The sequence below is a fragment of the Kiloniella sp. genome (genome assembly GCF_048259265.1).
Taxonomy (GTDB): Bacteria; Pseudomonadota; Alphaproteobacteria; order Kiloniellales; family Kiloniellaceae; genus Kiloniella.
Genome location: NZ_JBLXHT010000007.1, coordinates 175,400 through 201,671 on the forward strand (window position 1 = coordinate 175,400; position 26,272 = coordinate 201,671).

The following is a 26,272-nucleotide window of genomic DNA, read 5'->3' on the forward strand; positions in this document are numbered from 1 at the left end:
AGCATAAGTTCAGGGATTACAGACCCTATTTGGGCGAAGTATTTGGGATGGTGATTTGTTTGCCCCCCCGCCTTTGGCCCGTCCCATTCGCCGCCCCTATCACGACGTAAGAATCCGTTACTGCTGCCTTCATTAGGGCAACAAACTAAGGAATTTGAGAGTATGAGTAAAAGATCCCCCCTTGGGGACGACACGGTTCACGGGCACTCTGCGTGGAAGACCACACAGCCCCGAAACCGAGTGTCGGTTTTATCATCCCAATTATCAGAACGAAAAATGACCGTGATGATCACACTGGGGTTATTTTTTCTTATTATCTCTTTTTCCTTAGCCGTTTCTATTGGTGCGATCTCTGTCCCTGCCCAGACGGTTTGGGGCATTGTTCTGAACAAGATTTCTCCAGACACGATCGAACAGACATGGTCCAAAGGGCGCGAGGCGATCGTTTGGGACATTCGCTTTCCCCGTGCCATCCTTGCCGGATTTGTCGGTGCCGGACTGGCTATTGTCGGCGCAACCCTACAGGCAGTGACCCGAAACCCGCTGGCTGATCCTCATCTATTGGGCATTTCATCCGGTGCTGCATTCGGGGCGATCATTGCCCTGTTACACACAGGCATGTTTTTGGGGCTGGCGACGGTTCCGCTTTTTGCTTTCTTTGGCGCGTTGGCCGCATCTGGCCTTGTGCTTTTGGTGTCCCGCATGACCGCATCCACATCTGCTGATCGGCTTATCCTTGCCGGGGTCGCCGTGTCTTTTGTCATTATGGCCGGGGCGAATATCCTCATCTTTCTTGGGGACCAAAAATCAACCCATACCGTTGTGTTCTGGATGCTCGGCGGTCTTGGCCTTGCCCAATGGTCACAACTGATTTACCCCTTGACCATCCTGACGCTTGGCGGGCTTTATTTCTATCTTAAATCCAGCGATCTCAATGCCATGACGGTTGGAGATGAAACGGCTTCGACCCTTGGGATACCTGTCGCGCGCTTCCGGCTTATTATCTTTATCGTCGGGGCCTTGGTAACGGGGGTGATGGTGGCCTTTTCCGGCATTATTGGCTTTGTCGGTCTGATGATCCCGCACATACTTCGCCGTCTGGTCGGCGGGAATTACAGATACATCCTGCCGGGATCAGCCCTTGTCGGGGCGATCTTTGTTATCTGGTCTGACGTTGCGGCCCGAACCATCATGGCCCCCGAAGATATGCCTATTGGCATTATAACCGGACTGGTCGGTGGCCTGTTCTTTATCTGGCTATTGGGCCAAGGTAAAAAAGGATAGCCACCGATACAACAACAATAACAACATTCATCTCACCATCAGCCAAGGACGCAGGATACGACTGAGAAACGGCATAACAGGCCAGGTCAGTAGTGCGGATAACACAACAACAAGAATGAAGTCCTGTACCAACCGTGGTAAAAAGCCGATAATCGGGCCGATAAGTTCAAGCAACAATATCAACATCGGATAAACACCAATCACACTCAGGACGAAACGCTTCCAGATTGGGGGCAAGCCCGGTTCTGTGTCCTCTGCTGTTATCCCCTCCATATGATCAAATCGTATGTGGTCGAACCAAAGTCCGCCCCCTGATGCGACCATCATATCTGCCACGCCCCCGGTGATGGTTTCGATTTGTATCAGCACGTTTTTGATCCGCAGGTTTTCGCGCCACTTCTTTGCAGACACTTCGTCCACCCATCTGGACAGAACCGTATATTCCATTTGGTGATCCCGATTATAACGAACCGTATCAACCGATAAGAAACCATCCTCGGTTTTAAAAAGCTGATGCAGCTCGTCAACCAGTGCCTCGTAACGATCTTGTTCTATCAACGGCACATGGTCTGTTACAGCAAGTACGACGGGGTTGTTCGTAACGCACTTTCCATCCCGATCCTTGGTTTGCCAGGTCATAATACTTTCTCGGGACCAACAGGCACAATGCCCGTGGGGTTCAATTGGCGCAGGCTACCCCAATAGTGGATCTTGATCTGATCCAACTTCACCGTTTGGGCAACTGATCCCTGTTCATAGATCCGCTTTACCAACGCAGACAGGTTCGGGTAATCAGCAATGCGACGCAGGTTGCACTTGAACAAGGAAAAATACACCGCATCAAAGCGGATCAAGGTTGTAAACAGGCGCAAGTCAGCTTCGGTTAATTGGTTCCCGATCAGATATTCTGCGCCGTCAAGCCGCGTTTCAAGCACGTCCAAAGTATCGAACAAACCATTTACCGCATCTTCATAAGCCGCTTGTGTACCCGCAAAACCACAGCGATAAACACCATTGTTGATCTTTTGATATACCAGATCATTGACCGCATCAATTTCGTCCCTCAAGTCATCGGGAACAAAGTTAATATCATTGCCCGCAACACCGACAAAAGCAGAGTTCAACATACGGATGATTTCTGCTGATTCATTACTGACAATGGTGTTCAACTTCTTGTCCCAAAGTACCGGCACACTGACCCGCCCTGTATAGGTTGGATCAGCCGCGGTATAGATTTCCCGCAAAAAGGATTTGCCAAACAGATGCTCGGGATATCCGCCCTCAACATCCCCAGAGACATTAGTAAATTCCCATCCGTCATCTTGCAAAACCGGGTTCACCGTTGATACAGAAATTGCACCTTCCAATCCCTTGAGCGAGCGCATAACCAAAGTGCGGTGTGCCCAGGGACAGGCATCACTGACATAGAGGTGGTAACGGCCCGCTTCGGGTGTAAATTTTGCGCCCTGTTCATTTGTCCCATTTCCATCAGCAGCACTTGTCTCATCACGGCCAACGCTTTTCGGCACGATCCAATGACGGAACGACGTTTCCTCGCGGCGATACTGACCATCTTCGGCTGCCTTGATATCTTCTTCACGGGTCCAGATACCATTGATCAATTTGCCGGGCATATTACCAGTTCCTTTTGCGATATCGCCGACCATTTCACCCAAAGCAGATATAAGAACCGAAGGTGGATAAAAAATGTTCGACGATTAAGTCATTTTCAAAAATTTGGCTGTGGGTTGAGGTTTTATTTTTGCCATCAACCCACAGCGCCTTTCTTGATTAGAAATATGACCCCAGCAAACAATCAGAACAAGCCGGGTAAATTCAAACTCATTGTCTCAAAAATAGAACAATATAATTTTCCCTAATTATCGTTTTTGCGGTTATTATTTATCAGAATGGCCTGATCTATATAATACCTGATAATATCTTTATTCAGTTGGTGAAGCGGTAAAACACGCATGGCTTTCCCCGCACCCTGCAAAAGCCCCAGATCATCTTTCATACGTGCGCCCTTTAAGAACCCCAGATCGATGCCATAGGGCATGGTTCGCATATGACAAATATTACCCGCGGCTCTGTTACGCACAGATGAGGCATCTGGGCTTTTATAGGCATAGGTGGTAATGCGCTCTTTCCTGATTTCCAACATCCCGGCAAAGGAAAGCAGATATTCACGAGCGGAAAGGAACAGATCTTTGTGATCAGACTTCAGGTCGGCATCAAATTGCATGTTAAGGTTCCCATTAAAAGATGGGCTTATCTATAACACCGACCTACTGACAGCATTTTGTCAGGAGCTTTAAACAATACTTTTACGAGATTAAATTATCGACATGTCGGTTAAGGTCACTTTGTGCTCAACAGAACCAGCCTTACCATTCAGAGTTTCATCACCAAAAGAAAAGCCATTGAAACCTGCTTGATCCATCGGTGTTTGTGAAATCTGCACTGCCGAATTTTCCCAGTGCTGTAGCTCAATCAAACTATAGGGGCGGCGCCAAAGCCATTCGCGATTAGCCACAGCTTTCAGATCCGGATCGGGCAGCGCTTCGTTATTCCAGCTGTAAAAATAGAGACAAAACCCTCTGTCATTTACTGGCTGGATCGACATCAGACGCATCCCCAGTTTTTTTTCGAAATATTCCCGCGCCGCGACAAGGGTAGTAACACGCAGCGTAATATGCGCCAGAATAGCCTGATCAGCGATGGCATGGCTTGACGCGAGGGAACCAAGATCAAGCGCTTGTTCATTCCCCTCAAACCCTTGTTGCAGTAGCTCAATATGAAAGCCCTTGGGATCTGTGAGCTTAGTCATATATCCAATATCCCTGAACTGATAGGGATCGTTTAGGGTAAGGCCTCTACCCCGCAAATAACTAACGGCTTCGTCCAGGTTCTTGAGGGTAATTCCTATTTTCCAATAAAAGTCGTGTGGCCCAGCGTAATAGTCAGAGACATCAGCTTTTTGAAATACAAGGTTATTTTTAGAGGGATCAAAACTGAAAACAATACAGTCTGCATCTTTGCGAACAATGGTCATCCCTAGCAAGTCAGCGTAAAACTCACAAATACCTGAAAAATCCGGCACTCGAAAATATATACCTGTTATGTGCGCCATTTAGAAATACCTTCACTTAAAAGCAAATGAACCCTTCGTTTTCTCCATGTTACTCCCTGTAGGCTTTACACGAAACCAGACACCTATCGAAATCAAATCCTAAGGCTGCTCTTGCTATTTTCAACCTCCCCAGCCCTAAAAGAATTTATCCCTGGGCTTCGAAGTGATCTTCGCGCAACGCCATCGTGCCATCGGCCTGAAGCACCCAAAGTTCACGAGTAATAACCCCATGCGCTTTGTTCATCTTCCAGCCACTGGTTAAAAGAACTGATGTTTCATCCTGAACCGTGATTTCCGGATTTAGATAGTCAACACCGCTAAAGCCATCGTTGATCAGGTTCTGCCAGAAGGATTGGATTTCAGTACGTCCAGCAAAGGCCCCAAAGGGTTTTGCAACCATAACCGCATCTGCTTCGTAACAGGCGGCGCATCCGACGGCATCACCTGAATTAAAGGCCGTTTTCCACTTTTCACTCGCCTTGATAACCGCTGCTTTTAGATCTGTCGTCATTTTACACCTCCTCAATTCACCCAAATATCCTAGACCACTTGGGTTGTTTTCATCTGATTGATTTCAGGATCTTTATTGCATGAGAAGCCAAAGACGATAAGATGACATTAGATAATTTCATAGTTTAGGAAAATTAAACAATGAAGCCTAATATTCATGACATACTGACCTTTATAGAGGTTGTGGACACACGCTCGTTCACCACGGCATCCAACCGTTTGGGGCGTAGTAAATCCGCGATCAGTCAGGCAATTTCCCGTTTGGAAGCAGACATGAATACCCGCTTGCTCCAGCGCAGTACCCGATCATTGACCTTAACGGATACAGGTGCACGTTTCTATGACAGCTGCCTTGCCATAAAGAACGCCTACAACGATGCATTGGAAGATATTTGGGAAGATAAGGGCGATCCACAGGGTACTCTTTCCATTACCGCCCCTCACGCACTTTGTGCCGCTGTTATCACCCCCGCAATCAAGCTTTATCTGAATCGTTACCCCCGAATGTCTGTACGTCTGGTCGCCGAAGACGCATCGATCAAACTGATCGAAGAGCATATCGATCTTGCCGTTCGCGTTGGCAAACTGACGGGACAAACCGCCCGCGTGACAAAGATTGGAACTTTAAGCGAAAGCCTCTACGCACATCCAGATTACATCAAAGCGCAAGGCGGCATTCCAAATAATCTGAAGGCTTTGGAAAAATGGGATCATATTGCCAATGAATGGCAGGGAAACCCGGTAAGCTATAGTTTGCCGCAAGGGGTATCTTTTAAAGTTCTACCACGTGCACGTTGTAACAGCCTGCCCGATATCCTCAAGCTGACCCAAAGTGGCCTAGGGATTGCCAGATTACCAGACATCACGGCGACCTCAATCGACGCAATCAGTTCTCTAATAAAAGTATCTCCCCTTGGTATCGCCCCGATCTATGCCTTGCATCAGTTTGACACCAAACCGCCACAACGCGTCCGCGATTTTATCACACTTATCCGCGAACAATTGCGTTCCCCCTCTTCTGTCAGCGATAAGCCAATGAACTAAAAACACGCATTAACAACAAAAGACAGGCTGAATGGATGAAAGAATAAGGTTCTATATCATGCAAACCGAGAATTAATATTGCCTTGCCATTTCTGTTGTCCCGGACCAGCCCAAATGTTCATAGAGAGGGCGCCCCTTGCTGGTTGCGTGAAGGATAGCATAGCGAATACCTCGACGTTGAAATTCAATATCTGCCGCCTTCATTAAATCCGTCGCAACACCTCGCCCACGATAATCAGGTTCGACAAACATATTAAGCACATATCCCCGGCGACCATCCTGCGGATGTGAAGGGTGTGGCGGCCAGTCAATAACCATCAAGCCAATACCACCAATGGCCTCACCTTCGTTTTCAACAATAAATCCAAAATAGCTACGATCTTCCAGACGTGGCCTCAGCCAATCGCGAAAGGGAACATCCATCGCCGCGAGTTCCTCTTCACGGGGTTTTCCACTCGCTTGGAACATCTTTTGACGATGTTCACAAATCAAATCCAGATCACGGCTTTCAACTGGCCTTGTTCTTAGCATTCTTTATTCCCTCTCAAAGATCGCTAAAACTCTTTGGATTTATTACATGCATATACATGCCCAAGATCACAGGCTTTCGTATAGAATTCTTTTGCTTTGATCATATTCTTGTCGGTGCCTTCGCCCTCTTCGTACATACGGGCGAGGTCATAACAAGAAGCCTTGTTCTCTCCTGAACATCCCTTTTCGTATAGCATCAAAGCTTCGGGATAATTTTGATCAACGCGCAAGCCCACCCGTTTTAAATATCCCAGATTATGACATCCCTTTGCGTAACCGAGTTTGCAAGCCTGATTATAGTAATGCGTCGCTTTCCCCATATCGCGTTTTACTGTATCGGTTAAACGATACATATCAGCGGCTTCATTACAGGCGTATCCGTAAGAGCCTTCACACGAAAACTGAAAAAGATCGATAGCTTTTTCGCCGTTACGGGTTTTTCGATGAGGATAGCGATACATCCTAGCCAGTTGAGAACAGAATACCACGTCACCTTTTTCACAGGATGCTTCGGACAAAGACATCCCTCTATCCCAATACTCGCGGGATAAAGCTAGTTGCTTCGTTACAATTTGATCTTTCTGATAGACAAAACTTAGGGCGATGCATCCATTAGGGAAACCACCCTCACATGCTTTTTCATAGAGAGCTATCGCTTGCTTATTTTCAGGAGCACCACGCACCCCTGTCTCATAAAATTCACCAAGTTTCAAACACCCTGGGTAAAAATTAGCATCACACGCATCTTTAAAAAGAGAAACCGCTTTATCGACATTTCTCGGAACGAATACTCCTTTATTATAATATTGAGCCACACCCGAGCAGCCTCTGGCATTTCCCGCTAAACAAGCTTGATCAAAATAATTAAATGCTTTTTTCCTATTCGGTGCCACACCTGTTCCATAGGTATAAAATGCACCTAAATCAGCACAGGATTGAGCATTCCCATCCTGACATGAAAATTCTAGTTTTTTGGCTTTTTCTTGATAATTAATCTTTACATATTGCTTCAGATAAAAAGGAGTTGTGTTCTGCTTTTTATGCTGGGGTTCATTTGTTTTTAGACAAGAGGGTTCATAGCCTGATTTGCAGGCGAGCTGAAAATAACCCAAGCTTTTGTCTTTATCCGGTTCAACACCTTTGCCCAAAGCATAAAGAATACCCAGATTATGACAGCCTTCCCCGTTTCCCTGTTCACAGGCTATTTTATAATACAGATAGGCCTGATCATAATCCTGCTCGACCCCTTGCTGAGTATAATATCCATTATAATAGCGGGTTCCGAGGGTTAAGCAGCCTTCTGAAAAATTCTTGTCGCAAGCTCTATTATATAACGCCGTCGCCTTATCCACGTCTCTCTCAACACCGTAGCCTCTGTCGTAGAGGCTAGCCAAACGTAAACAGCTCCATTTATACCCGGAAAGACAGGCTTCATTTAGATATGTCGCAGCTGTAACATAGTCCTGCTTCACCCCATTCCCGCTGTAATACATTTCACCGAGGCTATGGCATCCGGGGTTAAAGCCAAAATCACACGAAAGCTCATATGCCTGAACGGCCTTCAGATAATCCCGATCAACTCCTTTTCCATCCCGGTACTTATTGCCAAGCGTAAAACAAGACAAAGGAAGTGCGACACTACAGTCCAGATTAGAATTTATCGTATCGGTTGATGGCTCTTTTGCTGGTTTGGTTGCTACACACCCTGCAGTCAATAAAATCAACAAACCAACAAGTAAAAATCGCATTTTCACGCCCCCACGTCTTTCTGCAGAAAGAACACTATAATCCGTTATCTTAAATGAACAAGCATGGGTAATAAGATGATTTTAGGATTATTGAAGAAAACATATAAAATCGCGCCTTATAAATAGATCCGAAAACAATCATCAAGGTTGATTTCACCTGAACAATGTCCCCAACACTCCCGCACAAGGTGACGGCTGTGCTCTTTTCGTGTAATATACGCAACAGATAAGCGGATAGCGGCCCTATGGGGTGGTGTCATAAACCGTCTTTGAGGAATGGCAGATTGTTTGTTCCTTTCCTTCTGATCGGTTTTTTCTGTCGCCTAGCTGTAAAGTTGTATCAAGTTGTCTGTGCTGTTCGCGAACCATTGGTTCAGGAGAAAAGCTTATGCCAAAGACTGCAACGCAATATGATCCCGTCGCCCATCTGGAAAGGGACGCCGTAAAAAGCATTCCCAAAATCAATAAAATTAGCGTCGAAGATCTTATGGATGTTCTCGCCAAGGGGCTGAATGATTTCAAACACAGGTCCAGCCATGTTCTCTTGTTGGCTATTATCTATCCCATCATCGGCCTTTTGGCCGCCCGTATGACCGCCGGGTATGACATTATCCCCCTCGCCTTTCCCATCGTATCCGGCTTTGCCCTGTTGGGTCCCATCGCCGCATTAGGCCTCTACGAACTCAGCCGTCGTCGGGAAAAGGGGATGAGCTTGGCTTGGCGTCACGTCTTTAACATTTGCCACTCCCCCGCCATCGGATCGATCAGTGCCTTGGGGATTTTGCTCACGGCGATTTTTCTGGTTTGGCTGGTCACCGCGCTTATGCTTTTCAACACGCTTTTTGGCACCACTGAAATCACGTCAATTGGTGTCTTCATTGGTCAGGTCCTGACAACACCCGCGGGGTGGAACCTGATCCTTATCGGCTGTAGCGTTGGGTTTGTCTTTGCCGTTGTGGTTCTTGCCATCAGCGTGATTTCCTTCCCCATGTTGCTAGACAAAGACATCAGCGCCGCTTTGGCCGTGCAAACATCGGTCAAAGTTGTCATGACCAACCCGATCCCCATCGCGGTGTGGGGCACCATTGTAGCGGGTTCAATGCTGATCGGGTCGATCCCGTTCTTTGTCGGGTTATGCGTGGTCATGCCTGTGTTGGGGCATTCCACATGGCATCTCTATCGCAAGGTGGTGGCAGAGTAGCTTATATATGGTGCGGGCAAAAGACAGCCCGCCCAATATACAGCTAAATTTTGTTGTTATGTATGATAACCTTCGGTAACAATCTGACTGTCTCCCCTTATATCATTTGGGGCGATATCATCTTGCTGTGAAACAACAGTTTGCTTTTGAACACCCAGTCTTGGATGTAATTGCCCCGCAACAGCCCATGCAGCAAACATTCCAAGCCCCGCGACTGCAAATAGCGCCGAGATAGGTGCAACAAGTAGGACCAGCCACGCAACCCCCGGACTAATAATGCCGGATACATCCCGAAAGGTGGAATAAACAGCAGACATTTCAGTTCGCTCTGACGGTCTAACCGCCATAAGAAAGGGCAAACCAGCGCAGATATCCAGCAAAATAAGAAACAGTGTTCCGAGCAGCAGAAAACCAACTGTTACCCAAGGCAAGGATGCACTGAACGCCGCCACGACAAAAACGCCGCCACCAATAAAAAAACCAACGCGGATTGCGTGGCGAACAGAATTTCGTTCAATCCACATCAGCATAAAAGGCGTCAGAAACAGCAGACTGTTCGAAATTGACAGGGCAATCCCGCCAATACGTTCATCCAGCCCGGTCTCTACTGCATAGATCGGCAGGTAAACGATATAAACCCACCAGCTACAGGATTTTATAACCGCGAACAACCACCCAGCGATCAGTCTTGGCTGCACAAAAAAGCGTTGAATAAAAGCCACGGGATTGGGCGTTGGGGCGCGGGCTTTGGTAATGAGCTTACCATCCCCAAGGCGCATCCACCAAAAGACAACAAGCAAGACAGTCGCGCCCAAGGCCGAAACAAGAAATGGTGCAGGCGTCCACCATTGCAGCAACCACACACCACCCGCAGGTCCCGCAGACCAAGCCAATGCGCTATAGAACAATCGCAAGGTTTCAGAGCGCTTCAACTCAACCTTTGCGACATAATCCAGAACATAGGCATTAAAACAAACAAAGAGGATCACCACCGCAACAGTATAGGAAAAAAGTGCCAGCGCGATTGAAATGGCCGAACCCTCTATTGCCAGAAAAGAGCTAACAATAAAAAGAACAGCCCCCAGCGAATACATCCAACGACGGGGAATAAAACGGGTAAGCCATGGCACCAGTAACCCGCAAACGAGCGAGATAATGCCCACAAAGAAATATATTTCAGAAACAACCAACGTATCCTGAAACGCCCGATACATCACGAGGGGGAAAACAGAGATCAAAATACCGCGGGAAATTGATTCAATACCGGACAGAACAGCAAAGCCCTTTGCTCCCGGCACTGGGGCATGACGAAGCCATTCAGGAATTCGACGTTGGAACATCTAACCACCTCATAACCTGTTGGTTTTAAAAGAGCATGTTTTTTTAATAACGTCTCTCTTATCACCGACAAGAATGATGATTTTTTCAATGAACCTGTCTTATTTGCGCCGTTTAAGAAGTTTACTTGGCAAGGTCAATCCAACTTTTTTATCACGCCGAAGTCGTTTGTCCTGATGTTATTCGATCGTAAAACTTTCGTGCTATTTTTGATCAGAAAGCATTAATTTCACATCAAATCAACACCTCTCAACCTTAAAAGGCGTGCATAAGTCGCGGCCCAAAGCGCAACCGTGAACGTAAGCATCAGGCCCCATTGAACAAAAGGTACAAAGATTTGAACAAAAAACTTTGACTGAATAGCTAACAAATCAAAGAGGTCGGGAAATTCAGCCAAAAAAGAGAAACAAGCCCAGATGATCGCCCCAAGAACAGCTGCAACAACCAAGTTCAATAAAAACAGCCCCAGAATAGCAAAATAATTGCCCTTACTGAGTTCTAGTGTACGCTTTAACCCGTTCATAAATTTTGGCTTTTCAATCACGGAAAGCGGTATAAAAACAAAAAATAAAATACCAAATATATAGTTTGGTGCCTGTAGGGCGATGTCCAAAACGATAGAATATTCGCTTAGAATAGACCCCGGATTATCAGAGCGCAGAAAACGATCAACCAAAACATGAGAGGTATACGCATCATAGATATACACTTCAATCTCTGGGTATATCACCTCTGCAATAATCAAAAAGATTAGGAGCGTAGTGTTCAAACGCAAAAATTCTTTGGGAAACCAGTTACCTGTTTCTTCACTGTCCGCATTATTTAGTTGATGGAAGCAACGCCAGGAAACCAACCAATAGAGTGTATAGGTAAGCAACAGGGTAATAGCCACGTCAGCAAGATAAAGAAAACGTGTTTCCCCGTTTGTAATCCCGGTGATAAAATCAGGGACTTCTTCGATAGGAAAGAGAGTAATTCCCGTCACAAAAACAGCAGCGATTAGGGCAAAGTATAAAAAATTACGCCCCCAAAGACTAAAAGCATCAAGCAACGTATCGAAGACAGGAAGTTTTGCAGGAATGGTCGACGGGATTGCTGTCATTTTGAACTCTCATTTCTCCTCAAGGTTGATGTTTATACCCACACCACATCAAAACAAACAACTATGAAACCAGAAATTGTTCCCGTACTTTGTGCAGGCTTTCCATGACCGCGATGCAGAGTTCAGAAATCTCATCGGTTGGGGCCAGCATATCGGGGATCATGATGGTTTGCAGGCCTGCCCGATGGGCTGAACGCACGCCATTGTGGGAATCTTCCAACGCGAGGCAGCTTTGGGGGGATACGCCCAACCCCTTTGTCGCCAAGAGATAGGGTTCAGGGTCGGGCTTTCCACGGGACACATCATCAGACGTCACAATCGTGGAAAAATAAGACCGAACCCCTGCGTGTTCCAAATGGCTCTCTGCCCGTTTTCTACTGGTAGAGGTCGCCACCGCTATGGGCAGATCACGTTCCGCCAAATGTGCCAAAAGCTCTTCGACACCGGCTTTCAAGGGAACCTGTCGCGCAAATTCAATTTCTAGCAATTCGTGCATTTTGCTGTTGAATTCATCAAAGGGAAAGCCTGAGCCCATGCCCTTGCGAATAATGCTCTCCCCCGCCTTCATGGGCAGGCCAACCACAGACTTGTAAAGATCATCACTTAGATGAAAGCCCAATGCCTTGGCCGCATCAACCGAAGACCGCAGATAGATCGCTTCGGAATCAATCAACAGGCCATCCATATCAAAAACAACGGCATGTAACTCACTGGCATCAAAAGGCAAAAGGCGCACTCCCGTATTCACACCCCCGCATTGAAGGGCAAAAAAATATAGAAATAAAGGAATTCAATCGGTCCAGATGAACAGGACAAACAAAAGGAAACGACCGAAGAAGGAAAAGGTGTATCAAAAAAACAAAAACATTATTTACGCGCGGGCAGCTTTCGTAAAGTCATTCCGTATTTATCTTCATCAGAAAAACCCAGACTTTCATAAAAACCTTTGGCCCCACCGTCTTGCCGCTCCTTGCCCGTCAAGAGCATGATTTTATAGGCATTGGCCCTCTATTAACCGAATCATCACGTAATCCAATCATCGGGGGCCATCATAGTTGGACAAAATTCCGTAATGGCATAACAGGCCACTTTATTTTGATGAAACGGGTCTTCCTTGATCAGGTTCTCAACCTTTTCTCTGGTATCCGATATCGCGAGGATAACCCCACCGTCACGCGGGACCTTTGCCCCCGAAGCGATAAATACATTTTGTGCATAGTACTTTTTTAAAAAGCTTATGTGATCATCAATCAAGGGATCAACCGCTTCAAGCGGAACGATATATGTGAGGTCGATCACAAACATCCTTGTATTTTCAGGCATCCTTGTGTTTTCAGGCATCATTACGTTTTCGGGTCGCAAGTCTTTTGATTTTGGCGGCATCGTATTTCTTTCGGAAGAAAGCCATCTGGTCATAAAAGAAGCCAGCTGAATGATCTCAACTGGCTTTCTTATATATGCATCAGTCCTATGCAGCATCAAAAGCTGACAGCACCATGTTTGCACCCGCTTCGCGGGCGGAGGTCAAAGCCTGATATTCCGGGGATTGGTAAAAAGCATTCAGCTTGTTCTGATCAGGAAAGCGGAAAACCGCCGTACTCGGTAGCGGGTCAGTTCCGATCAGAACTTTATCTGCCCCGCCTTTGAACAACAGCTCACCACCGAACGCGGCAATAATCGGGGCCGCAGCTTTTGAATAGGTCGCCAGTTTAGCGGGATCTTTCACGTCGAAATGAGCAACAAAATATGCAGACATGTTAGGGGTCCTTTTTTGAATATATAACAGAGTTCAATGTGTAAAAGCACTGTCACACACATGCACAAAAATCGTAAATAGATAGATTTACATGAAAATCATGCTATATTGCATGGATGGAAAATTGGGATGATCTTCGTATATTTCTGGCCGTTGCCCGCTGTGGATCAATCACAGCCGGGGCAGCACAGCTCGGCCTGGACCAAAGCACCGTATCGCGCAAGCTCCAATCCTTTGAAGACAGGCTGGGCCTGAACCTCTTTATTGGAAGCGCCAAGCGCAACACGCTAAGCCCATCTGGACAACGAATATTTGAGGGTGCCGCCCGACTGGAAAAAGAAGTTGAAGATATCAACCAGAACATCGCCGGACTGAGCGAGGAACAAGGCGGCACAATCCATATCGTCACAACCGATATTCTCTCGAACCATCTGCTGATGTCTGTGACGTCCGAATTTTTGCAAAAATATCCCAATATTAACCTACGCATTCGCACGCAGGATATGGATGGTAAAAATATATCCAACAATCCATTGCCCGGAGATTTGGCGCTCTACGCCACCAATACCCCCAATGAAGATCTCTTTGGACGCAAGCTGGCAACCGCCACCTTTGCCTCCTACGCCTCCCGGGATTATCTCGACAGCTTAAAAGGCGACCATAACAAGATTGTCTGGCTAAACTGGGACGATGGCACAGCAACACCCACGTGGCCCAGACTGGCCCCAGAAATTCCCGATCATATGTGCCGCCTGCGCAGTGATTCCGTCGCTACCCTACTGGAATCTGTACGCTTTGGCATCGGAGCCACCATCCTGCCCTGCTTTATCGGCGAGCAAGATCCCAACCTCATCCGCCTCACCCCCGGTCAAACCGTCAGCCAGCGCGACATCTGGCTGCTGATGCACAAAGACCTACGCCGCGTCCCCCGCATCCGCACCTTTATCGACTTCTTCGTCCAACGGATTAAGGAACGGAAAGGCATTATTGAGAGTGAGTGATGATCTTACTTGATTTTTCGCAACACCACTTTAAGTTGATTATTCTGAAATACTCCAATTAAAGGAACAATGAGAATGCCTGAAAGAGCTTGGTTATTTGGCGCGCAGGACTTTTGTTCCTCGTCTCTCTATCCATGAGACTATTTGGGGTACCAAACATTCTTACTCCCTATCCAATGCCTCTTTTCATCGTTATTCTTATGGGCGGAAAGTACCTCTTTCCCTTTATAACACCCTTGATCTATATGCTAGTTTTAAAGGTATTTTCCAATTCCAGGCATTTCTCCAAAGTGGTTATTTTCCTGATTTTGTTATTTGCATTCCTGAATTTTTACTATTTTCTCAACACGTGGGATCTTGGCGTGAAATATCCTGAACGAGTTTAGAGAGTTATTTTGTCTTCACAAAACGGTAAGAACAACGACCTTGAAAATACAATTAATCGTTTAAAGCGCGGATTAATCAGTAACCACGACCCAACACAAGCAATGGCCTATAAAGCCATTTATGAAAGTGGGGTTGAATCAATTCCCTTATTACTTAGGGAGCTAAAGCTATTGGATTTTGAAAAGCATAATTCTGCGAATACGATACTCGCGGCAGGCTTCTTGACCATTTTGCATGATCTTGATGAAAAGCTATCGGAACAGTTTGTAAAGAAATCCATTACTCCCAAAACTGATCCTGTTATCAAACGATCTTTTGATTCAATCCTGAGATTTAAACGTGCCAACTTCACAGAAACAGAACATAGGGGTGTCTTGATTCTTGAAGACAAAACACTGGACCCACGAAATCACGCAACAGGCTTTGTTTTAAAATGGTTGGAAATAATTCCGGACGAAGATTTAAAAGGGATTCCCAGAATTTATATTATCCCCCTTAAACCCCAATATGATTTTTCGGGACAATACCTGCCCTATATTGGAGTTATCAATCTGGTTTGGTTTAAATATGTTGAGACGCTCAAGTTTCTTAATCCTATAGATCACTTTTTTATACAAAAAACGCTTTATCATGAAATAGGGCATCATTTTCACAAACACAAAGAAGGCGGTCAGGTCCCCTCGCAAGAAGAAGAGGCAGATCGTTATGCATATAAAAAACTTCGTATTGCCCGCCCGAAAATTTCTTGGTTCCTAAGAATGCTTGCAAAAATATTCCGTACCAACAAAAAACACCATGCAAAACAGACACCGACTTAGCTTTATCTTGATACTCTTTCATAATCACCCTTCAAACAAACCAAGCCGATTAGACCCAATCGTCGTAGCCGATGCACTTAAGACGAATGAGATATTGAGACCGATTGCTGAAGAATACGTTCGTTTGGAAAAATAATTTCAACTTTGGTGCCTAAACCAACTTGGCTATTAAGTGTGATATCACCTTTGTGTAATTTGACGAAAGACTTTGCAATATAAAGGCCCAGGCCACTGCCTTCGTATTCACGCGTATGTAATTTTTGCATTTGCTTAAAAGGTTCGAATACCGTTTTCAAATCATCCGTTTCGATACCAACACCGCTATCACATACTTCAATCACAAGCTGCTTTTCAATTGATATACAGGATTTTAGCGAAACATTCCCACCGTTCTGCGTGAACTTTACAGCGTTTGACAACAAATTATTTATGATGTGATTAAACTTGTCAGGATCGACAAAAATTAATGAGACATTGTCGTCGATCTGAAGATCAAATGTAATATTTTTTTCCAGAGCGGAAGCTTTAATCTTATGAGCACACGAATTAAGTAAATCAACGATATCGCATTCGGTTTCATGTAATTCAATTTGGCCTGATTCAAGCCTAGAAACAGTAAGTACGTCATTAACAACGGAAAGGAGGTTGTGACCTGCAACGTTGATATCATCAGCATATGCAATGTACTGACTTCCTATTGGGCCATTAATTTCGTTTCGTAATAAATCAGAAAACCCTATGATCGAATTTAGCGGTGTACGTAACTCGTGGCTCATCGTTGCCAAAAAGCTGGTTTTGGCAGCATTCGCATCTTGAGCTTCTTCCGTTGCCTTTCTTAACACTTCTGTCATTTCGCTTAAATCTTGCAACAACGCATCTTTCGCTTGCAGAGTTCCAAAATAATAATGCAGCGGATTGCTGGGGGCAAAATCCGTCATCTTAAGATTTAAATCAATAATTTCATCAATTGTACTTATCACCGGATACCCGGTGAAGAGAACATAATCACCACTTGGGTAAAGCGCCCCGTTCAAAAGAACTTTCTCTGAAATTGAGCGTAAAGAAATCGGTTTTTTTAAGATAAAATCCAAATTTTCCAAAGACCAGTTTATGCTAGGCCGTTCTAGCGTAAATAAATCGTCAACATTCTTTCCAATCTGAATTTCCGGAATAACTTTTTCCAGGTTCCCGCCAAGCTCTGTAATAGAAAAATCTTTTCCAAAGACAAAATAGTATCCAACCGCCTCAAGTAAAGCATTGCTATCAATCGATGTTTTCATATTTTCTCTATCAGGTATTCATCGTATTCGATTTGATCGGAACGAATTTGTTTAATGATCACATGACCAGGATAGTTAAATTTTTCGCAAAGCCCCTTTAACATTCCTTTGACAAAAAATGTGAGCCCTCGCCGTTTACTCATATACCGGACACAAATAGTATCTAAATTAAGCTTCTTACAAAGAAATGAAGGTGGGGACATATCAGTCAATTGCGCCCCTAATGCAGCATGAAGGGAATCAAGGTTATTTAAGAAGGTAAAAATTGTGTCGCCATACAGTTCATAATAGATCCCCCATTGTCCATCAGCAGTTTCCTTTACCCACCCTTTACCAAGAGTTTCCTGTAAATTATCAATATCAATGTCGAGAACTTTGACAGCCTTTTCGATAATCAAATACGTTATCTCGTCAGGATATTGTTGTAGTTGTGAAAAATGGGGAATTTCAGGAGCGTTGGCAATAATTTCACGCCACTTTCGTTCACCATAAGTGACCTGTATCGTTTTAATAATATGCCTGTTCACCATTCCAAACATATATAGCTCCGGTTGGGTCTGATCACTTCTGTACTATTGCTCTAAGACTAACTTATGGGGATACCAATAATAATTGGTAAATAAGTCTAAAGGATTAGAAACGGAACTGTGGTTCCAAGAAGGCTTATACCAAATCACGGTTTATAACAGCATCAGTTTAAATTGCCTCATCCTGCAAGATTTACATTGGCCCTATGCCAGAAAATTTAATGGCTCTATGCCTCGTAAAAATAAATCAATAAGACAAAGAGAATTATTGATAAATCTCCGAGGCAGATTTGCCTCATGAAAAGCCAGGAAACCACAATGTCACTTTTTCACGGACTCTCTGTCTTCCCCATAACGCCGACAGATAAAGATGGTCGGATCAATAGCGATGCGCTTTGTCTTTTGCTGGATCGAATTGTAAAGGCGAAAGGTGATTCAGAGAACGATACGAGTGCTGTTTCCGGGGTTAACTCTATCGGGTTATTGGGCAGCACGGGCGGTTATGCCTATCTGACAAGGTCGGAACGTCAACGCGCCGTTGCTGTAGCAGCCGATTTTATTGGTGGTCGTGTCCCCTTGATCGTGGGGATTGGCGCGCTTAGAACAGATGACGTACAGACATTGGCAAAGGACGCACGCGATGCCGGGGCAGATGCCCTATTGCTGGCCCCGGTTTCTTACACACCCCTGACAGAAGAGGAAGTCTATCAACATTTTGTTGCGGTTGCAGGTACCACAGACCTCCCCATTTCTATTTATAATAACCCGGGGACAACCCATTTCACCTTTTCGCTGGACCTTTTAAAACGTCTTTCACAGATAGAAACAATTGCAGCCGTTAAGATGCCCTTACCGCAAGGTCAGAATATAGAGGCTGATCTGGCGCAACTTCGCCAAAATACCGCCGATAAGGATGGCTTTGCTATTGGCTATAGTGGCGATTGGGGTTGTGCGGCTGGGCTTCTTGCCGGGGCCGATACATGGTACAGCGTGGTCGGTGGTCTTTTCCCGTCACAGGCGATGAAATTGGCAAAATCCGCACAAGCAGGTGATGCACAGGAAGTCCAGCGTATCGATCAATTCTTCCAACCGCTTTGGACGCTCTTTAAAGAATTTGGCGGCATGAGAGTTATGTATGCTGCTGCCAATATCCTGTCACTCTCTAACGCAGCCCCACACTTACCAATCCTGCCACTAAACGCTGCGGATCAGGAACGGGTATTGAAAGCGATTAATGCCCTGAACGAACTGGATTAAAGTTCGTTCAGCGCATCAGTCAAAAAACTTTACATAAACATTTATAAATCAATATTATGGGCAATATTTTCTCAGGATGGATACATGCCCACCAACGACGATCTACTTGCCAGTATTGATGCGCAACGCAAGGAAAACGGGTTCAGAACTTTAGCTGAAACCATGGAGCTTACTGCCCGTGGCAACACAGTGCTGGACCCTTTTTCAACTCTGATTTCAGTGCATGCAAAGATTGGCACAGGCAATACTTTCTATCCCAATAGCGTTATGCGTTCTGACAAGCCTGACGCCATCATCGTTGGTAATGACAATACCTTTTATGCCCAGACCTATCTGGAAGCCAGCGGCGGTACAATCACCATAGGATCAAACAACCAGTTTGGTCCAGAAGGTGGCGTAACCATCAAAGCGAACTCCCCCGACAGCACAATTCATATCGGCGATTACGGTAGATACCTCGGCGGCGTGACCATCCTTGGCAAGTCAACCCTTGGCAACGGCGCTCAAATTCTTGGTTGTATCACCTTTCAAAACACATCTTTGGAAGCTGGCGGTTCCTTTACCGAGCAAGACCCGGATCTACGCGCCGCCGTCGCCAAAGGCCGTGGCTTGATCCGCAATCAAGCCATTCAACAAGGACACGTCGCCGTCCTTGGCGAAGCGACCACCCTCGTTAAAATTCTCCCTCAATCTCATTTTCATCCGAAAGCAAACTGATTGTTCAAGAATAGAAGTACGTCCGGCTAAATCAACGGCATTACAGCTTTATAATTGTGTCGTCCTGTTGATCTACGTGACTTTCAAGATCTCCTTTTTTACATCACGTTTCCCCTTGCCACATCATGTATGAGAATGCTATCCAGCGCGTATGAAATATCGATGCACAACACTTATTAATCGCTGGTGGCGTTCCTGAACGGAGCGGCACAAGGATATTTCATATCTATTTTTTGAGCCGCCTCATGGGCGGCTTTTTTATTTCCGGCATCATGGGGCAGCTCTGTTTTTTTTCGGAGACAACCATGACACAAAACAAACCAACCATCCTGACTGGTGATCGAACAACCGGACCATTGCATATCGGGCATTATGCCGGATCACTTAAAAATCGATTACGCTTTCAGGATAATCACAATCAATTCTTGCTATTGGCTGACACCCAAGCCTTAACCGATAACGCAAACAATATTGAAAAAGTCAGGTCCAATGTGCTCGAAGTCGCATTGGATTATCTCGCCGTCGGGATCGATCCGGCCAAAACGACAATTTGCTTACAATCCCATCTTCCCGCGTTGGCGGAACTGTCGATGCTGTATCTCAACTTTGTCACCGTTGCCCGGCTAGAGAGAAACCCGACAATCAGGGATGAAATCAAAGCCCGCAATTTTGGCCGGGATATCCCCGCAGGATTTATGTGTTATCCCGCAGCCCAAGCCGCAGACATAACCGCTTTCAAAGCAACTGTGGTGCCCGTCGGCGAAGATCAGGCCCCCCTGATTGAACAAACCAATGAAATCATCCGGAAAATCAACGCGACGGCCAATACATCTGTTTTACCGGACGTAAAAGCCATCATCCCCAAGACGGGACGTTTGCCCGGTATTAACGGGAAAGCAAAGATGAGTAAGTCTCTGGGCAATGCCATTGCGCTTTCCGCGTCTGCTGATGAAATAAAAGCGGCTGTAATGCAAATGTATACGGACCCTAACCATCTAAGGGTTGATGATCCGGGGCAGATCGAAGGCAACGTAGTTTTCACCTATCTGGATGCTTTTGATGAAGACACCACAGAAATTGCAGAGCTAAAACGCCACTATCAGCAAGGTGGGCTGGGTGATATGGCGCTGAAAAACAGACTGAATGATATTCTTCAGGGGTTGATTGCACCGATCAGAGAACGTCGGGAAAAGCTTTCCCAAGATCCTGGTTACGTATTGGATGTTATCCGAGAGGGAACAGCAAAGTCTCGTGACCTGACACAGGACACCTATCGGGACGTTGCCACATCTCTTGGTTTGTTTGTGTTAGCCTGAGAATTAAAAAGCCCCACCCGTTCAAAGGGCAACGAGAATAAATACCGATGCCCTTTGAACGGGTGGGGCGTTCGGCTTCATTTTATGGACTCTACAGGTTAACACCCATCTGAAAATATCAAGGTTGAGTTATCTCAAGCCTAGGGTAGTCCTATGATTTAAACAATCCACTACAAAGTTATCAAGCAACGGCGATTGTTTCATCCGTTTTCAAAACACGTTCAGTAATATCTTTAAAATTCATGATATTCACGGGCTTCTTAATAAAGGCACGGCACCCACTATCATAGGCATCTGCAATAACATTCGTATCAGTCGCCGCGCTAACAACAATTATAGGCAACGTTGTTTTATTCAGCTTGTTTTTAATATAACGAATGGCCTCTAGCCCGCTCATCTGAGGCAAGTTAATATCCATAAAAACCAGATCAAAGTCTTCCTTGCCGATAAGATCCAACCCTTCTTCTGCGGTTTCCACAGACGTTAAATCCTCGCCCCACAGCTGCTCCACAAAAAGGCGTAAAACACGGGTGTTCATCGGCTTATCTTCTACGTACAGGAACTTCATGCAACCTCCGGCATCATCGTAATAATACCATACCATATTACTAGGTTAATCAATCATAAATTTACAAATATCGTTCCAGAACCTCTACGGTTTCCAGTATATTTATAGGCTTTGCAAGCATTTCTCTGAACTTTTGTTTCTTAATTTTACTAATGGTCAACTTGGAAACGTCAGCCGTAATTGCAACGACAGGCGGTAAGTCCCGGTACAGCCTTTCCAAACATTTCATAGCGTCAATACCGCTCATCCCCGGTAAATTAATATCCATGAAAATCATGTCACAGGGATGATCTTGAATATATTCAAGGCCCAATTCAGCAGATGGACAACTATCAAATACAATATCCGGATACACTTTTTGTACGATCTGCCTCAACAGAGCAATATTCGACGGGTTATCTTCTATATAAAGAATGCGGCCATTCATCTTTTTCCCCGCCGCCCCTATCACACTTTCTATTTCCCGACTTGTGACTTCCAGCTCGTTGTTAACGCTTCCTGCAGGTAGATCTATCCAAAATTGACTGCCGTCGGGGGAGCTTGAAAAGCCAATATCCCCCTGCATCATCCGCACAATTTTCTGAGTAATTGCCAATCCAACGCCACTACCTTCAATTGCGGAATTTTCCAACCCTAGACGGTCAAAGGGAATGAACAGCTTTTCACGATGTCTTTGGGGTATTCCATAGCCAGTATCTGTCACCTTTATACGAACAAATCCGTTATCTAGCGTTTCAAAGGAAATGGTAACAGACCCGTCTTCGCGGTTGTATTTAATACCGTTGGAAATTAAGTTGATTAAACTCTGCCGAACACGTCCTCTGTCGGCATGAATAAATGTTTTCCCCTTATTGTCCGGTTTGAAGACGACCTTGATATTATTAGATGTCGCCGTAAATTTCGTAAGGTCAATACATTCGTCAACAATTTCATTAACGTCAATATCTTCCAACGAAACGGCTATAATTCCTGCCTCTATCTTCGACAAATCAAGAACATCATCAATCAGATTTAACAAATGATCTCCGCTTTTGAGGATATGTTGAACCGCTTCTTGATATAGCTCGTATTTAATCTGATTTTCGTCTGTCACCTGTAACAATTGGGCAAACCCCAATATCGTGTTCATCGGCGTTCTTAATTCGTGGCTCATAGAAGAAAGAAAGTGAGACTTAGCCATATTGGCTCTCTCCGCTTCTTCTTTCGCCCGCAAGATATCATTTTCCGCGCGGACCTTTTCTGTCAGATCCCGTAGAATGCCGACAAAACAAACTTGGTCCCCCACCATTAGTTCACTAACGGCGAGATACATCGATATTTCCTGCCCGTCTTTTGTTTCTCCTTCGACAATGCGGCCGATCCCGATAATTTTATTCGGCCCCCCCTCCATAAAGTTGGACAGGTACTGATCATGTTCAGAACTATAACGATTGGGCATTAAAATCTTGACGTTTTTACCAATCAGTTCTTCTTCTGTATATCCGAATACTTTAAGGGTTGCCGGGTTAACCATCTGGATAATTCCCAAATGATTTATCACAATCATACCATCAACAACGGTTTGCCAAATCGACTGGAACAGAGCTGATCCACTTTTGGCATCTGACAAGACAATATCATTCATTATCAACGTCCAGTTGTTTTTGTAAAAAACCTCTCCCTAACGTTACGCATCATAGCTTAAGGATGTATTACTTAGATATAAATACCACGCAGTCAGAACATTATTATCGGGCGGCAGATCACACCTAGTAGCCTGAGATAATGATTATGCTGAATTAACAATCAGTAAGATTGCACTTTCAACTGTGAACTATTCGGGATTATTCTGGATATTTTCTGGGCATATTCTGGGCATATTCTGGGATCATACCAGAATCACCCAAGGGATAGAGCGCCAGGACCAGTGGTTTATTTTCCAGACGATAGGTACCTAGAATACTATCGAAGCAATCGACTTTAACGACGCCAGACTTAGGATAAGGATGAGAAATCAAGCTTTACGAGCAGCTTCTTGCTTTAAGATGCTGCTCGCTTTTATCCTATATTACGACGCCCTGATCTGGTTCATGAACTCATCAACCTGACGCGTTAGAACCGCCGCATCATCTTGCAGAGTTTGTGCCGCTGTCAGAACGGATTGGGAAACACTACCCGCTTCTTCTATATTGCTGTTAACCTCAGTAATACTTCTGGTCACCTCGCTGGTACCCGCCGCAGCTTCTTGTACATTACGCGAGATTTCCTGCGTCGCAGCACCCTGTTCTTCCATAGCAGAAGCAATTACAGTCGATATTTCACTAATTTGAGAAATCGTGTTCCCAATGCCGCCAATGGCCTCGACCGACGCATCGGTCTCTTCCTGAATACCAGAAATTTGACTTGTGATTTCCTCTGTAGCCTTGGCGGTTTGATTCGCCAAAGATTTAACCTCAGAGGCAACCACCGCAAAACCTTTACCAGCATCACCTGCACGCGCGGCCTCAATCGTTGCATTCAAAGCAAGTAGATTAGTCTGCTCCGCGATATCACTGATCAGCTTGATTACATCACCAATCTTCAAGGCAGCATCCGACAGACCTTGCACCTTTGTGTTCGCACGATCTGCCTCTTGCACTGCCTCTTGCGATACTGAAACAGCACGTGTGATCTGTGCATTGATCTCACCAATAGAGGCTGACAACTCTTCTGTTGCACTGGCAACAGTTGCAACATTAGCCGATGCTTCTTCGGTTGCAGATGACACAACGGCTGTCTGTCTTGACACATTATCTGTCACCGCGGACATGCTCTGCGCAGAGGTCAAAAGATGATCCGATGAACTGGATACATTACCAACAACGCCCTGAACCTGTACCTCAAACTGATTGGCAATCCCCAAAAGAGTATCTCGTCGTTCTTGTTCTGCCTGTCGATCTTTTTCAACTTGTTCGGATTGTAGATCGCGAACCTGGATTAGCTTATGACGGAAATGTTCCAGCGCTTTTGCAAGAACACCAATTTCATCGCTCCGCTGCTGATCCTTAATTTCGACATTGGTCTCATCTCTCGACAGAACCTCAACGACTTCAGTAATATTTTTCAATGGTCGGCTCATCAAAACTGTAATCAGAACGGTAATTATCAGCGCCATGAGCAAGGTTAAAACGATTGCTGCAATAATCATATTATTACGCACGCTCGTTGCACCAGCCTGTACCTTATCCAGAGGCATAATGGCGGCAATTGACCAAGGCGTTTTTGAATGCCCAACCGTCAAAGGTACCAGAACATAGAGAGCATCTTTCCCCAGTTCGTTTGAATATCCGATCCAGCTGGCATTCTCACCTTTAGCAATAAGGCCTTTGTAATCCTGGAATTGCGGCGAGCTTTCTTCTATCGCTTTACCAATTTGCTCTCTATCTGGATAAGCAGCCCAAACGCCATTATTGGTAATAAGAGTAACAAGACCTTCTTCATAAGGACGGATTTCTGCAATCTTGTCCTGAACTTCCTGTAAATTAAAATCAACACCAACAGTACCGATAAACTTTCCGTCCTGAATAAGAGGCACTACAACAGAAGTAGAAAGAAAAGCTTCTGTACCTTCATCTTTTGCCAATTCCATCGCATAAGGCTCTGTAATTACCTCTGCCATGGCTTTTCGAGGACCGTCATACCAGTCGGCAGTTTCACCCTTATCAATATTCAGTCCACGCACACCAAGATCTGTAGCGTTCTTTAAAAACCAGAGATCAATAAAACGTCCGCTTGCGTTGCTTTCCGGCGTATTCGCAAAATCTGCATCCTTACCATCCAGTGCATCTGGTTCCCATCCACTCCAAACTGCTGCAAAGTCAGGGTTATTAAGTGCGACACCTTTAAGTGCTTCTCGGTAAACTTCCCGATCCGTAATTCCTGCCCGATGATAAGCTAAGAATGATTCAGCCATGGTACGTGATGCTGTCATTGCCACATCAATATCAGCCTTCACTTGGCTTCCGATATTTCCGGCGAGTTCCTGACCGTGTTTTTCAGCAACATCAAGGATTGCATCCTGACTTTCCTTAACGACAAAGGCGGTCGTAGCCGTTAACCCGATCGCAAGGGTAATAACGACAGATGTAAGAATCTTACCTGTGAGACTAAAAGATTTGTTCAATATTCCGGGCATAATGTGATCACATAAGCAATTGTAAGTAAGCGTTATAAGCTCCCTACCAATTCTCGATCACAAAGTATTAATTTGCCTTTAACAGCATATTACAAAATAGGTAAACATGCAGCACCACATAATAATATGCATTCCTAGCTTTGATTAATTGAAAATGCTTAGAAGCCTTAGTAAATAAAGAAAGCCGTAAAACTAGACAAAAAAAGCAAAGGCAGAACGTGCTTACCCCCTTGATAACTCTTAACGTTCCTCTTGCCGTGACAGCTACCTGTGCCACATAACGTTCCTTACCCCGACACCCGTAATTGCGACGTATACCACTACGCTGTAAAATCAGAGCGCGATCCCCACACTTCTCTATCGCAGTCGTTCTGATTTTACTTACGCCACAGTTATAAAACAGTTATAAACTGCGGATAATGTCTTGCTGATCAGGTTCTAAAACTTGACCTATATGGTTTCACGTTGGCAAGATCCCCCCAAAGGAAGTGCCTTTGACAGTTTGAAACCAGACGAAACACAAGCGGTTGAGTACCACACTCCAGAGCGACCACACGCTTTGAATAATCGGTTCGAGCCCAAAACTCACTAAGACTGTTCC

Annotated in this window: 26 protein-coding genes; 8 read left to right on the top strand and 18 right to left on the bottom strand. The window is 45.2% G+C overall.

Translation table 11 applies throughout. The features are described from left to right. Positions 1 to 162: 162 nt before the first annotated feature. A complete protein-coding gene (locus tag ACN0QW_RS12930) occupies positions 163 to 1,284 on the top strand; it encodes a FecCD family ABC transporter permease (protein ID WP_299381171.1) in 1,122 nt (373 codons plus the stop codon). Positions 1,285 to 1,311: 27 nt separating this feature from the next. On the opposite strand, the gene ACN0QW_RS12935 is transcribed toward ACN0QW_RS12930, so the two are convergent. The 5 genes from ACN0QW_RS12935 to ACN0QW_RS12955 all read right to left on the bottom strand — a co-directional run bounded on the left by ACN0QW_RS12935 (position 1,312) and on the right by ACN0QW_RS12955 (position 4,928). After that, a complete protein-coding gene (locus ACN0QW_RS12935) occupies positions 1,312 to 1,923 on the bottom strand; it encodes an antibiotic biosynthesis monooxygenase (RefSeq protein ID WP_417432042.1) in 612 nt (203 codons plus the stop codon). Then, on the bottom strand, positions 1,920 to 2,918 hold the full coding sequence (locus tag ACN0QW_RS12940) for a glutathione S-transferase family protein (protein ID WP_417432043.1): 999 nt from the start codon (positions 2,916 to 2,918) through the stop codon (positions 1,920 to 1,922). Before ACN0QW_RS12940 ends, ACN0QW_RS12935 begins: the two co-directional genes overlap by 4 nt. Before the next feature lie 242 nt (positions 2,919 to 3,160). Further along, positions 3,161 to 3,529, bottom strand: coding sequence for a hypothetical protein (locus tag ACN0QW_RS12945; RefSeq protein WP_417432044.1), 369 nt, complete (start codon positions 3,527 to 3,529; stop codon positions 3,161 to 3,163). Positions 3,530 to 3,619: 90 nt separating this feature from the next. Beyond that, positions 3,620 to 4,417, bottom strand: a complete 798-nt coding sequence (locus tag ACN0QW_RS12950; protein WP_417432045.1) for a VOC family protein — start codon at positions 4,415 to 4,417, stop codon at positions 3,620 to 3,622. Between the two features lie 145 nt (positions 4,418 to 4,562). Further along, positions 4,563 to 4,928, bottom strand: coding sequence for a YybH family protein (locus ACN0QW_RS12955; protein ID WP_417432046.1), 366 nt, complete (start codon positions 4,926 to 4,928; stop codon positions 4,563 to 4,565). Positions 4,929 to 5,068: 140 nt separating this feature from the next. Between ACN0QW_RS12955 and ACN0QW_RS12960 the strand changes: the two genes are divergently transcribed. Next, the gene (locus ACN0QW_RS12960) at positions 5,069 to 5,971 is read left to right on the top strand and encodes a LysR family transcriptional regulator (protein ID WP_417432047.1); all 903 of its coding nucleotides are present in this window, start codon (positions 5,069 to 5,071) and stop codon (positions 5,969 to 5,971) included. A gap of 72 nt (positions 5,972 to 6,043) precedes the next feature. On the opposite strand, the gene ACN0QW_RS12965 is transcribed toward ACN0QW_RS12960, so the two are convergent. Both ACN0QW_RS12965 and ACN0QW_RS12970 read right to left on the bottom strand, forming a co-directional pair. Next, positions 6,044 to 6,502 (bottom strand): GNAT family N-acetyltransferase, encoded by a 459-nt coding sequence (locus tag ACN0QW_RS12965; RefSeq protein WP_417432048.1) that lies wholly within the window; start codon positions 6,500 to 6,502, stop codon positions 6,044 to 6,046. Positions 6,503 to 6,525: 23 nt separating this feature from the next. After that, on the bottom strand, positions 6,526 to 8,250 hold the full coding sequence (locus ACN0QW_RS12970; RefSeq protein ID WP_417432049.1) for a tetratricopeptide repeat protein: 1,725 nt from the start codon (positions 8,248 to 8,250) through the stop codon (positions 6,526 to 6,528). A gap of 388 nt (positions 8,251 to 8,638) precedes the next feature. On the opposite strand from ACN0QW_RS12970, the gene ACN0QW_RS12975 reads away from it, so the two are divergent. After that, positions 8,639 to 9,451: a DUF2189 domain-containing protein gene (locus tag ACN0QW_RS12975; protein ID WP_417432050.1), complete on the top strand. Its 813-nt coding sequence runs from the start codon at positions 8,639 to 8,641 to the stop codon at positions 9,449 to 9,451. Between the two features lie 56 nt (positions 9,452 to 9,507). On the opposite strand, the gene ACN0QW_RS12980 is transcribed toward ACN0QW_RS12975, so the two are convergent. The 5 genes from ACN0QW_RS12980 to ACN0QW_RS13000 all read right to left on the bottom strand — a co-directional run bounded on the left by ACN0QW_RS12980 (position 9,508) and on the right by ACN0QW_RS13000 (position 13,647). After that, positions 9,508 to 10,791, bottom strand: a complete 1,284-nt coding sequence (locus ACN0QW_RS12980) for an MFS transporter (RefSeq protein ID WP_417432051.1) — start codon at positions 10,789 to 10,791, stop codon at positions 9,508 to 9,510. A gap of 227 nt (positions 10,792 to 11,018) precedes the next feature. Continuing rightward, positions 11,019 to 11,891, bottom strand: coding sequence for a hypothetical protein (locus ACN0QW_RS12985; protein ID WP_417432052.1), 873 nt, complete (start codon positions 11,889 to 11,891; stop codon positions 11,019 to 11,021). Positions 11,892 to 11,952: 61 nt separating this feature from the next. Then, positions 11,953 to 12,618 (bottom strand): HAD family hydrolase, encoded by a 666-nt coding sequence (locus ACN0QW_RS12990; protein ID WP_417432053.1) that lies wholly within the window; start codon positions 12,616 to 12,618, stop codon positions 11,953 to 11,955. Positions 12,619 to 12,914: 296 nt separating this feature from the next. Then, positions 12,915 to 13,307 carry a YciI family protein gene (locus tag ACN0QW_RS12995; RefSeq protein WP_417432054.1) on the bottom strand — a complete coding sequence of 131 codons (393 nt, stop codon included), beginning with the start codon at positions 13,305 to 13,307 and terminating at the stop codon, positions 12,915 to 12,917. A 52-nt stretch (positions 13,308 to 13,359) separates the two neighbouring features. Continuing rightward, on the bottom strand, positions 13,360 to 13,647 hold the full coding sequence (locus ACN0QW_RS13000) for a DUF1330 domain-containing protein (RefSeq protein WP_417432055.1): 288 nt from the start codon (positions 13,645 to 13,647) through the stop codon (positions 13,360 to 13,362). Positions 13,648 to 13,763: 116 nt separating this feature from the next. Between ACN0QW_RS13000 and ACN0QW_RS13005 the strand changes: the two genes are divergently transcribed. Both ACN0QW_RS13005 and ACN0QW_RS13010 read left to right on the top strand, forming a co-directional pair. Continuing rightward, a complete protein-coding gene (locus ACN0QW_RS13005; protein ID WP_417432056.1) occupies positions 13,764 to 14,648 on the top strand; it encodes a LysR family transcriptional regulator in 885 nt (294 codons plus the stop codon). A gap of 395 nt (positions 14,649 to 15,043) precedes the next feature. Then, complete coding sequence (locus ACN0QW_RS13010) at positions 15,044 to 15,853, top strand: hypothetical protein (RefSeq protein ID WP_417432057.1); 810 nt, start codon at positions 15,044 to 15,046, stop codon at positions 15,851 to 15,853. Between the two features lie 77 nt (positions 15,854 to 15,930). Here ACN0QW_RS13010 and ACN0QW_RS13015 read toward each other — a convergent pair whose 3' ends face one another. Beyond that, a complete protein-coding gene (locus ACN0QW_RS13015) occupies positions 15,931 to 17,133 on the bottom strand; it encodes an ATP-binding protein (RefSeq protein ID WP_417432058.1) in 1,203 nt (400 codons plus the stop codon). After that, positions 17,130 to 17,672 carry a heme NO-binding domain-containing protein gene (locus tag ACN0QW_RS13020; RefSeq protein ID WP_417432059.1) on the bottom strand — a complete coding sequence of 181 codons (543 nt, stop codon included), beginning with the start codon at positions 17,670 to 17,672 and terminating at the stop codon, positions 17,130 to 17,132. The genes ACN0QW_RS13015 and ACN0QW_RS13020 overlap by 4 nt, the downstream gene beginning before the upstream one ends. Before the next feature lie 306 nt (positions 17,673 to 17,978). Here ACN0QW_RS13020 and ACN0QW_RS13025 point away from each other — a divergent pair, with 306 nt between their 5' ends. The 3 genes from ACN0QW_RS13025 (at position 17,979) to trpS (ending at position 20,950) form a co-directional block, all read left to right on the top strand. Continuing rightward, on the top strand, positions 17,979 to 18,917 hold the full coding sequence (locus ACN0QW_RS13025; RefSeq protein ID WP_417432060.1) for a dihydrodipicolinate synthase family protein: 939 nt from the start codon (positions 17,979 to 17,981) through the stop codon (positions 18,915 to 18,917). A gap of 84 nt (positions 18,918 to 19,001) precedes the next feature. Beyond that, a complete protein-coding gene (locus tag ACN0QW_RS13030) occupies positions 19,002 to 19,634 on the top strand; it encodes a hypothetical protein (protein WP_417432061.1) in 633 nt (210 codons plus the stop codon). 305 nt (positions 19,635 to 19,939) lie between these two features. Further along, a complete protein-coding gene (gene trpS, locus ACN0QW_RS13035) occupies positions 19,940 to 20,950 on the top strand; it encodes a tryptophan--tRNA ligase (RefSeq protein ID WP_417432062.1) in 1,011 nt (336 codons plus the stop codon). Positions 20,951 to 21,131: 181 nt separating this feature from the next. Here the strand turns inward: trpS and ACN0QW_RS13040 are convergent, their stop codons facing one another. The 4 genes from ACN0QW_RS13040 to ACN0QW_RS13055 all read right to left on the bottom strand — a co-directional run bounded on the left by ACN0QW_RS13040 (position 21,132) and on the right by ACN0QW_RS13055 (position 25,671). Continuing rightward, the gene (locus ACN0QW_RS13040; protein WP_417432063.1) at positions 21,132 to 21,518 is read right to left on the bottom strand and encodes a response regulator; all 387 of its coding nucleotides are present in this window, start codon (positions 21,516 to 21,518) and stop codon (positions 21,132 to 21,134) included. Between the two features lie 61 nt (positions 21,519 to 21,579). Continuing rightward, complete coding sequence (locus ACN0QW_RS13045) at positions 21,580 to 23,142, bottom strand: PAS domain S-box protein (RefSeq protein WP_417432064.1); 1,563 nt, start codon at positions 23,140 to 23,142, stop codon at positions 21,580 to 21,582. A gap of 199 nt (positions 23,143 to 23,341) precedes the next feature. Continuing rightward, positions 23,342 to 23,515: a hypothetical protein gene (locus ACN0QW_RS13050; RefSeq protein ID WP_299374309.1), complete on the bottom strand. Its 174-nt coding sequence runs from the start codon at positions 23,513 to 23,515 to the stop codon at positions 23,342 to 23,344. Between the two features lie 50 nt (positions 23,516 to 23,565). After that, entirely contained in the window at positions 23,566 to 25,671 is a 2,106-nt protein-coding gene (locus tag ACN0QW_RS13055; protein ID WP_417432065.1) for a methyl-accepting chemotaxis protein, read from the bottom strand. Positions 25,672 to 26,272 lie beyond the last annotated feature (601 nt).